Below are 9,438 nucleotides of genomic sequence, written 5' to 3'. Positions count from 1 at the left end.
CCGATCGCGCTGATCGACGAGACCATGCCGGTCGTGGTGATTGCGCCCTACGATCGCGTGTTCGAGAAGACCGTCTCCAACATGCAGGAAGTCGCCGCCCGCGGCGGCAACATCATCCTGATGACGGATGCCAAGGGCGCTGCGGAGGCGACGGTCGATNCNCTCGTCACNATCGTCATGCCCGACATGGCGGCTGCCTTCACGCCGATGGTCTATGCCGTTCCCGTGCAGCTCTTGGCCTACCACACGGCGGTGGTGATGGGCACCGACGTCGATCAGCCGCGCAACCTCGCGAAATCGGTGACCGTCGAATAGGCAGGGTGAGCGCAGAAGGAGAGCAGGCGCGGTCGCCTTGCACCTTCAAAAATCTGCTAGAAGACCCTAGCTAGAGTGCTGCGACCGACTTGGAACCCGAATGACCGCCCGCGACGACGCGTCCCCGCCTGTGCCTGCCGAAGACCTGCCGCCGGAGCCGCATACCGGCCTGATGGGCCGATTCCGCAACTATTTCCTCACCGGGCTCGTCGTTACGGGACCGATCGCGATCACCCTCTATCTGGTCTGGTGGTTCGTCACCTGGGTCGATGGCGTGGTGCGACCGTTCGTGCCGCTGGCCTATCGGCCGGAAACCTATCTGCCGTACGGCGTTCCCGGCTGGGGACTGATTGTCGCTTTTTTCACGCTGACGCTGGTCGGCTTCCTCGCGGCCAATTTGATCGGCCGGACCCTGGTCGATGTCGGCGAGACTTTCCTCGGCCGCATCCCGGCCGTGCGCGCCATCTACCGCGGCCTGAAACAGGTGTTCGAGACGCTGTTCTCGGGCAAGGGGTCGAGCTTCCGGAAAGTGGGTCTCGTCGAGTTTCCCTCGCCGGGCATGTGGTCGATCGTGCTGATCTCGCAATCGCCGAGCGAGGACATCGCCCGCAGCCTGCCGGGACAGGAGGAGCATGTCTCGGTGTTCCTGCCGTGCTCGCCCAACCCGACCACCGGCTTCTTCTTCTATGTGCCCAAGAGCAAGATCATCGAGGTTGAGCTGAGCGCGGAAGACGCCGCGACGCTGATCATGTCGGCGGGCGTGGTGCAGCCGGGATCGAGCCCCGATCCGAAGAAGGTCGCAGCCCTTGCGGGCGTGGCGAACGCCGCCCGCATTGCCAATGCCGCCGCCGTGCGCCCCGAGCCCGTCAAGGTGGAGTGAGCGTCAGTCATTCCCCCGCGGGATGGCCGGCATTCGCTTTGCGGTTCCCTCACTCTGCTATCATTCGAGGTGACGAAGCGCAGATCGCCTTCGCATTCGAACTGGAGTGAGCCATGTCCCCAACCATCGCGATCCTCGCACCCGGCGCCATGGGCAGCGCGGTTGCCCGCTGCCTGAGCGAGAACGGCGCGCGCGTGCTGACCTCGCTGAAGGGGCGTAGCGAGCAAACCGCAAAGCGCGCCGCGGAGGCGGGCATGATCGCCGCGGAGGATGCCGATATCGCGGGCTGCGACATCATCCTGTCGATCGTGCCGCCGGGCGAGGCCTTGGCGCTCGCCGAGCGGCTGGCCGCAGTGATCGTGAGGCGGGAGAAGAAGCCGCTGGTCGTCGACTGCAACGCCGTCAACGTCGATACCGTGCTGGGAATCGAGGAGATCATCGGCTCGGCGCAGGCACCGTTCGTCGATGCCGGCATCATCGGCTTCCCGCCGCAGCCCGGCAGCAAGGGGCCGGCGTTCTACGTGTCCGGCGAGCACGCAAGGGACCTCGCGGTGTTAAAACAGCTCGGGCTCGACCTGCGGATCGTCGAAGGCCCGGTCGGCGCAGCCTCCGCGCTGAAGATGTCCTATGCTGGCATCGTCAAGGGTCTCGCCGGCATCGGCTCGGCCATGGTGCTCGCGGCCACCAAGGCCGGCGCAGCCGATGCGCTCCGCGACGAGCTCGCGCTCAGCCAGCCCGCGATCTTGGCGCGGCTGTCCACCGCACTGCCGGACATGATCCCGAAGGCTTATCGCTGGGTCGCTGAGATGCGGGAGATCGCTGGGTTCCTCGGGCCGGACCATCCAGCCAGCCAGATCTACGAGGGTTTTGCGCGCTGGTTCGAGCATCTCGCCGAGGATGCCAAGGGCGAGGGGGCAGATGCCGCGCTGCTGAAAGCGTTCGCGGCGAGGACCGTCAAGGCCGTCTAGTGCGAGCCCACTGGTCCGATTGCACCCGGTATGCCGCGCGAGGACTTGCGCTGGCTCATGGACCGGCGTCAGTCAGTCCAACCGCGCCAGTGGGTCGGCTGAATGTCGGCGTGCGCTTTGCCCCGACCGTCAACCCAATTGGACCCATCCTTGTGACAGGGAAAAGGAAGCGCATGGACGATGCCGTCAAAGTCCAGCGCGCAGATTTCGAGATCTCGGTCTGATGGAGCTGTCGAAGTGGGCTGCCATTCGGCGGAGATGAGTTGCATGATCTAACCTCCCGCAGTGATACAGGGATGGCTCCTGCGATGCCCAACGATAGCACAAGCGGTCCATCCTTGAATGTGAACCAGTTCGCAACGAAGCAGCTAAACCGCACCCTTTCATTTGGCGGCGCCCGTTGCGTTGTCCTTGCTTCGCAGCGCCCGCGGTATTGCCAGGCAGACATCAACGACCAGATCAGCCAGTCAATCAAGTCATGGTCCCTGGCATAAAGCACCGGATCGATACATCCGGATAGAAATCGTTGTAGACCGGCCAGACCACGGTGCGACCGATCTTGTTCGGTGCGGTGATGATGGCATCGTTCGGCACATCGACCCAGATCATAACCTTCGAGCCGGCGTTTTCCGGCAGCCGTACGCGGTAGTGGCCGTCCTTTGTTTCCCAGTCAACGTCTTCGACGGCGAGGCCGTCGGCGTACGAACAGCACAGACCCCTTCCGCTCGCCAAACTCTCAAACCACTCATGAAGCGCGGAGTCCTTGTAGCGTCCGTCGAGATCGCGCGCCGACGCCGGCAACATCACCATCGCGATCATCGCGCTGACAGCGCTTCGTGCGAGGCCGCACTCGAATGATCTTCTGCAACGCCGCCCCATGATACCTCCGGGTGAACGATCACCGTCTTGAAGTTTGTCCTTACCGGCCGCCAGTAGTTCACGAATTGAAAGTGAGGCCGAATGTCGCGAAACGCTGCCTGCGCTGAGATTTTCAACTCGCCATGCGCGAGCTTGACCTGCGCGTCTATCAAAGATGCATCTCGCAAAGAGAAGTCGCTTCGGTGATGGATTGCCGCGTCAAGCCTGGCAATGACGGGCCCCGTAGCGTCAGCCCGCACCGATCAGCGGGATCGCTTCGTCGCGCTCGTAGAGATAAAGCAGACAACGCAGCGCTTCACCGCGGTCACCTTGCAGCTTCGGATCGTCCTTCATGATGCGCAGCGCCTCGTCGCGCGCTTGCGTGATGAGCTGGCTGTGGACCTCGGAGCGCGCGATCCGGTAGCCGGGGAGGCCGCTCTGGCGCACACCCAGCACGTCGCCTTCGCCGCGCAGCTTCAAATCCTCCTCGGCGATCCGAAAGCCGTCAGTGGTCTCGCGGATCACCTTGAGCCGCGCTTTCGACATCTCGCCGAGCGGCTCGCTATAGAGCAGGAGGCAGGTGGAGGCTTCCGAGCCGCGTCCGATGCGGCCGCGCAACTGGTGCAGTTGCGCCAGGCCAAAGCGCTCCGCGTTCTCGATCACCATGATGGTGGCGGCCGGCACATCGACGCCGACCTCGACGACCGTGGTGGCGACCAGAAGTCCGATCTCGTGAGCGGCGAACTGCGCCATCACGCGGTCCTTCTCCGTGCCCTTCATCTGGCCGTGAACCAGGCCGACGCGATCGCCAAAACGCTTTTGCAGGCTCTCGAAGCGCTTCGTCGCATTGGTCAGATGCTCGGTGCCCTCGGCCTCGGATTCCTCGACCAGCGGACAGATCCAGTAGACCAGCTTGCCGGATTGCAGCGCGCGGGCGACGCCGTCCATGACCTCGGAAAGCCGGCTCATCGGCACCGCACGGGTGTCGATCGGCTGCCGGCCCGCCGGCTTTTCCCGCAGCTCGCTGACGTCCATGTCGCCGAAATAGGTCAGGACCAACGTGCGAGGGATGGGCGTGGCACTCAGCACCAGGACATCGACCGCTTCGCCTTTCGAGGTCAGTGCCAACCGCTCGCGCACGCCGAAGCGATGCTGCTCGTCGACCACCGCAAGAGCGAGACCCCTGAAGATCACGTCGTCCTGGATCAGCGCGTGGGTTCCGACCAGAAGATCGATCTCGCCATCGGCAAGCCGCGCAAGGATGTCGCGCCGCTCCTTGCCTTTCTCCCGCCCGGTGAGGATCGCAACCCGCAGGCCGGCGCGCTCGGCAAGCGGGGCGATGGTCTTGATGTGCTGGCGCGCCAGAATTTCGGTCGGCGCCATCAGCGCGGCCTGCTTGCCGACTTCCGCGACGGCGGCGGCAGCCAGCAGCGCCACCACTGTCTTGCCGGAGCCGACGTCGCCCTGAAGCAGGCGCAGCATGCGCACGGGCTGCTTCAAATCATCGGCGATCGCGGCCGCCGCGTTGCGCTGCGACGGCGTCAGCGCGTAGGGAAGGGCGTCGATGATGTTGTTGCGCAAATGGCCGTCGCCGGCGTTGCGCACGCCGGCCGGCCTGCGCAGCTGCGCACGGATCAGCGCCAGCGCGAGCTGGCCGGCGAGCAGCTCGTCGAAGGCAAGGCGCGACCAGAACGGCTGGTCCGGCAGCACGTCCGTCAGCTCGACCGGCTGGTGCACACGCGTGAGCGCTTCCGCGATGGGCGGGAAGTGGCAGCGGCGGATGACCTCGGGGCTGATCCATTCCGGCAAGGCCGGCAGCTTTTGCAGCGCCTGCGCGATCGCGCGCCGCAGTGAGCCAAGCGCCAGACCTTCGGTGAGCGGATAAACGGGATCGATGCCGGAGAGCTTTGCGATGGCCTCCTCGTCCAGCACGCGGTCGGGATGCACCATCTGCGGAATGCCGTCGTACATCTGGAGCGTGCCGGAGACGTAGCGCTTCTCGCCGACCGGGAGCAGCTTTTCGACATAGCCGGGCTTGGCTCGAAAGAACGTCAGCACGACGTCACCGGTGTCGTCGCTGGCGTAGACGAGATAGGGCGCGCGCGCATTGCGCGGGGGCGGCGGGCGGTGGCGATCGATCGTCACCTCCAGCGTTACCACGGTGCCGGGAACGGCATCGCGGATCTTCGGCCGCGCCCGGCGGTCGATCACGTTGCTCGGCAGGTGCAGCAGGAGATCGACCAGCCGCGGCGTCTCATCGCGGCTGAGCAGATAGCGCAACAGCTTGTCCTGCTTCGGCCCGACGCCGGGCAGGCTGGTCACGGGAGCAAACAGCGGATTGAGCAGGCTGGGGCGCATGAGGCGAATCTAGGATCGTTCGTGCCCGTCATGCCCGGCTTTATGCCGGGCATCCACGGCTTTTTTCGTCGGCGAGCGCCCGGTCCATGATGGTTTGAAACCGCGCGCCGCGACAAGAAAGGGCTGACATCGGACGCCTCAGTCGCTATATCACCCCCGCCCGGCACGTCCGGGCTTTCGGCGTTGGACTGGATCTTACGAAAATGACGGGAACGACACGATCGAGCGGCGGCCTGGATGACCGGCGCAAGCGGCTTCTGTTCCGCTGCTGGCACCGCGGCACGCGCGAGATGGACCTGATCCTCGGCCGCTTTGCGGACGCCGAGATCGGCAATCTGTCCGAGGGCGAGCTCTCCGAGCTCGAGCGCCTGCTCGAGGTCAACGATCCCGACCTCTATGCCGCCATCACCGGCGACAAGGTGCTGTCCGCCGATGTAGCCGGCTCGTTGTTTGCCCGCATCAAGGCGTTTCCAATCGCGGATGGCAACGCATGAAACAGGCGTTGAAATCGCCAGCCGAGTTGCTGGCGCCCGGCCGCGTGCTGACGCTTGCCAATGTCGCCGAAGGCGCCGAGGGGCTCGTTGTCTCTGATCTTGCCCGCGCGATCGCCGCGCGGCCGAAGAAGCCCGCCGTCAGCCTCACGGTGATCTGCCGCGATGGTCCGCGTATGCAGCAGCTCGAGCGCGCGCTGCAATTCTTCGCGCCGGATCTGCCGGTGCTCCAGTTCCCGGCCTGGGACTGCCAGCCCTATGACCGCGTTTCGCCGCATGGTGGCATCCTGGCCCAGCGTCTGACCACGCTCGCGCGCCTTGCCTCGCTCACCGGCAGCGACAAGCCGCTGATCGTGTTGACCACCGTCAACGCCGTCGTGCAGCGCGTGCCCGCGCGCGACCTGGTCGCGGCCCAGGCGCTCTCGCTCGCGCCCGGAAACGTCGTGCCGATGGACACCATCGTCGCCTGGCTCGAGCACAACGGCTACAACCGCTCTTCGACCGTGCGCGAGCCAGGCGAATATGCCGTGCGCGGCGGCATCCTCGATCTGTTCCCGGCCGGGCTCGACCAGCCCGTCCGCTTCGATTTCTTCGGCGACAGCCTGGAATCGATCCGCACGTTCGACGCGGAGACGCAGCGCACGCTCTTGGACATGCGTTCGCTCGACCTGGTGCCGATCTCGGAATTCCAGCTCGTCACCGAGACCATCCGCCGCTTCCGCATGGGCTATGTCGCCGAGTTCGGCGCCCCGGAGCGGGACGATGCGCTCTATGAGGCCGTCAGCGAGGGCCGTCGCCATCCCGGCATGGAGCATTGGCTGCCGCTGTTCCAGGAGCGGATGGACACGCTGTTCGACTATCTGCAAGGCGCGGCGGTCGCGATCGAGCCGCAAGCCGAGGACGCGATTCGCGAACGCTTCAAGCAGATCCTCGATTACTACGAGGCGCGCCGCGATGCGCTGGAGCATCCAACCGGTGGTGCCGTCTACAAGCCGCTGCCGCCGGATCGGCTGTATCTGACCGAAGAGGAGTGGGCGAAGCGGGAAGGCGCCGTCCCGATGGTGCGGCTGACGCAGTTCGCGGTGCCCTCCGACGGCAGCAGCGTCGTCGATGCCGGCGCGCGCAAGGGCCGCGACTTTGCGCCCGAGCGCAACGATGCCACCGTCAACGTCTTCGAAGCGGTGGTCGCGCATGTGATGGCCTTGCAAGCCCAACGCAAGAAAGTCGTCGTCGCGCTCTGGACCGAAGGCTCGCGCGACCGCATGACCTCGATGCTGCGGGACCACAAGCTGACGCATACGACCAGCGTCAATAGCTGGCGCACCGTTCAGGCGACCCCGCGCAACGAGACTATGCTTGCGGTGTTGGGCCTGGAGAGCGGCTTCGAGACCGACGAGATCGCGCTCATCAGCGAGCAGGACATCCTCGGCGACCGCTTGGTGCGGCCGCGCAAGGCGAGCCGCAAGCTCGACAATTTCATCTCGGAGGTGACGAGCCTTGCGGCCGGCGACATCGTCGTCCATGTCGATCACGGCATCGGCCGCTTCGTCGGCCTGCAGACGCTGGAGGTCGGCGGCGCGCCGCATGACTGTCTCGAGCTGCATTATGCCGCCGAGACAAAGCTGTTCCTGCCGGTCGAGAACATCGAGCTGCTTTCGCGCTACGGCTCCGACCAGACGACGGTCGAGCTCGACCGCCTCGGCGGAAGCGGCTGGCAGACCCGCAAGGCCAAGCTGAAGAACCGCATCCGCGAGATCGCAGGGGAATTGATCAAGATCGCTGCGGAACGCCAGCTCCACGAGGCGCCAAAGCTGCCGGTGCAGCCCGGCCTCTACGACGAATTCTGCGCACGCTTCCCCTATGACGAGACCGAGGACCAGCTCGGGGCCATCGAGTCCACGCTGAAGGATCTCGAAAAAGGTCGTCCGATGGACCGCCTGATCTGCGGCGACGTCGGCTTCGGCAAGACCGAGGTGGCGCTACGCGCCGCCTTTGCCGTCGCGCTCGAAGGCAAGCAGGTTGCCGTGGTGGTGCCGACCACGCTGCTCGCCCGCCAGCACCACAAGACCTTCACCGAACGCTTCCGCGGCTTCCCCGTGGAGGTGTCGCAGGCCTCGCGCCTGATCCCGACCAAGCAGCTCAACCAGGTCAAAAAGGGCATTACCGACGGCTCGGTCGACATCGTGGTCGGCACCCACGCGCTGCTCGGCAAGGCGATCAAGTTCCGCGACCTTGGCCTCCTGATCGTCGACGAGGAGCAGCACTTTGGCGTCAGCCACAAGGAGCGCCTGAAAGCACTCCGCTCCGAGGTGCACGTGCTGACGCTGTCGGCGACGCCGATCCCGCGCACGCTCCAGCTCGCGCTCACCGGCGTGCGCGAGCTCTCGATCATCGCCTCGCCGCCGGTCGACCGCCTCGCGGTCCGCACCTTCGTCGCCCCGCATGATCCCCTGATGATCCGCGAGGCGCTGCTGCGCGAGCGCTATCGCGGCGGTCAGGCGTTTTATGTGGTGCCCCGCATCGACGATCTCGCCGAGGTCAAGGACTTCCTGGACAAGAACGTGCCGGAGATGAAGGTCGCGGTCGCGCACGGGCAGATGCCGCCCGCCGTGATCGAGGACATCATGACGGCGTTCTACGACGGCAGGTTCGACATCCTGCTCTCGACCACGATCGTCGAGTCCGGCCTCGACATTCCCAACGCCAACACGCTGATCGTGCATCGCGCCGACATGTTCGGTCTTGCCCAGCTCTATCAGCTTCGCGGCCGCGTCGGCCGGTCGAAGCTGCGCGCCTATGCGCTGTTCACGCTGCCGGCACAGCAGAAGATCACCGCGCAGGCCGAGCGCCGGCTTACCGTGCTGCAATCGCTGGAGACGCTCGGCGCAGGCTTCCAGCTCGCCTCGCATGATCTCGACATCCGCGGCGCCGGCAATCTGCTCGGCGAGGAGCAGTCGGGCCACATCAAGGAGGTCGGCTTCGAGCTCTATCAATCGATGCTGGAGGAGGCGATCGTCAACCTCAAGGCCGGCGTCTCCGAGCCCGCGGCCGACCGCTGGTCGCCGTCGATCACGATCGGCATGCCCGTGCTCATTCCGGAAGACTACGTCGGCGACCTCTCGGTGCGGCTGTCGCTCTACCGGCGGCTTGCCGATCTCGACACCGAGGAGGAGATCGAGAACTTTGCCGCCGAGATGCGCGACCGTTTTGGCGTGTTGCCCGACGAGGTGCGCTATCTCTTCAAGATCGCGGCGATCAAGGCCTATTGCCGGCGCGCCAATGTCGAGAAGGTCGATGCCGGCCCGAAGGGCGCGGTCATCGTCTTCCGCGACAACTCCTTTGCCTATCCCGACCGCCTGGTGTCGTTCATCCGCAGCCACGGCGAGGCTGCGAAGGTGCGACCCGATATGAAGGTGGTATTCTTCCAGGACTGGGAGACTCCGGAGGAGCGTCTCGTCGGCACCACGGAAATCATGCGTCAGCTCGCGCAGCTCGCCGCGAGCAAGAAGGCGGCGTAGCTGTTGATGTGATGTTGTAGGGTGGGAAAGGCGCGTAGCGCCGTGCCCGC

7 protein-coding genes are annotated in these 9,438 nt (G+C 65.4%); 5 read left to right on the top strand and 2 right to left on the bottom strand.

The window, feature by feature from the left end; all coding sequences use genetic code 11:
- From YUU_RS0116765 to YUU_RS0116755, 3 genes are all read left to right on the top strand, one after another.
- Nucleotides 1-315 (top strand): SIS domain-containing protein (locus YUU_RS0116765; RefSeq protein WP_027523423.1); only part of this gene is annotated, 315 nt, incomplete at its 5' end.
- A gap of 100 nt (nucleotides 316-415) precedes the next feature.
- Nucleotides 416-1,195 carry a DUF502 domain-containing protein gene (locus YUU_RS0116760; RefSeq protein WP_027523422.1) on the top strand — a complete coding sequence of 260 codons (780 nt, stop codon included), beginning with the start codon at nucleotides 416-418 and terminating at the stop codon, nucleotides 1,193-1,195.
- Between the two features lie 113 nt (nucleotides 1,196-1,308).
- Complete coding sequence (locus tag YUU_RS0116755) at nucleotides 1,309-2,163, top strand: NAD(P)-dependent oxidoreductase (protein ID WP_027523421.1); 855 nt, start codon at nucleotides 1,309-1,311, stop codon at nucleotides 2,161-2,163.
- Nucleotides 2,164-2,634: 471 nt separating this feature from the next.
- On the opposite strand, the gene YUU_RS0116750 is transcribed toward YUU_RS0116755, so the two are convergent.
- Together YUU_RS0116750 and recG are read right to left on the bottom strand one after the other, a co-directional pair.
- Nucleotides 2,635-2,982 (bottom strand): hypothetical protein, encoded by a 348-nt coding sequence (locus YUU_RS0116750; RefSeq protein WP_027523420.1) that lies wholly within the window; start codon nucleotides 2,980-2,982, stop codon nucleotides 2,635-2,637.
- Between the two features lie 288 nt (nucleotides 2,983-3,270).
- Complete coding sequence (recG, locus tag YUU_RS0116740) at nucleotides 3,271-5,379, bottom strand: ATP-dependent DNA helicase RecG (RefSeq protein ID WP_027523418.1); 2,109 nt, start codon at nucleotides 5,377-5,379, stop codon at nucleotides 3,271-3,273.
- 203 nt (nucleotides 5,380-5,582) lie between these two features.
- Here recG and YUU_RS0116735 point away from each other — a divergent pair, with 203 nt between their 5' ends.
- Together YUU_RS0116735 and mfd are read left to right on the top strand one after the other, a co-directional pair.
- Nucleotides 5,583-5,873 (top strand): succinate dehydrogenase assembly factor 2, encoded by a 291-nt coding sequence (locus YUU_RS0116735; protein ID WP_027523417.1) that lies wholly within the window; start codon nucleotides 5,583-5,585, stop codon nucleotides 5,871-5,873.
- Nucleotides 5,870-9,388, top strand: a complete 3,519-nt coding sequence (gene mfd, locus YUU_RS0116730; RefSeq protein WP_027523416.1) for a transcription-repair coupling factor — start codon at nucleotides 5,870-5,872, stop codon at nucleotides 9,386-9,388. Before YUU_RS0116735 ends, mfd begins: the two co-directional genes overlap by 4 nt.
- The last annotated feature ends 50 nt before the right edge of the window (nucleotides 9,389-9,438 follow it).

Origin of the sequence: Bradyrhizobium sp. Ec3.3 (assembly GCF_000472925.1) — a bacterium.
GTDB lineage: Bacteria > Pseudomonadota > Alphaproteobacteria > Rhizobiales > Xanthobacteraceae > Bradyrhizobium.
The sequence above is the reverse complement of the archived record's forward strand: the minus strand, read 5'-3'. Positions and strand labels throughout refer to the sequence as shown.

Coding starts and splice junctions, on each gene's coding strand:
- YUU_RS0116760 (WP_027523422.1), top strand. CDS start 416: ATGACCGCCCGCGACGACGCGTCCCCGCCTGTGCCTGCCGAAGACCTG.
- YUU_RS0116755 (WP_027523421.1), top strand. CDS start 1,309: ATGTCCCCAACCATCGCGATCCTCGCACCCGGCGCCATGGGCAGCGCG.
- YUU_RS0116750 (WP_027523420.1), bottom strand. CDS start 2,982: ATGATCGCGATGGTGATGTTGCCGGCGTCGGCGCGCGATCTCGACGGA.
- recG (WP_027523418.1), bottom strand. CDS start 5,379: ATGCGCCCCAGCCTGCTCAATCCGCTGTTTGCTCCCGTGACCAGCCTG.
- YUU_RS0116735 (WP_027523417.1), top strand. CDS start 5,583: ATGACGGGAACGACACGATCGAGCGGCGGCCTGGATGACCGGCGCAAG.
- mfd (WP_027523416.1), top strand. CDS start 5,870: ATGAAACAGGCGTTGAAATCGCCAGCCGAGTTGCTGGCGCCCGGCCGC.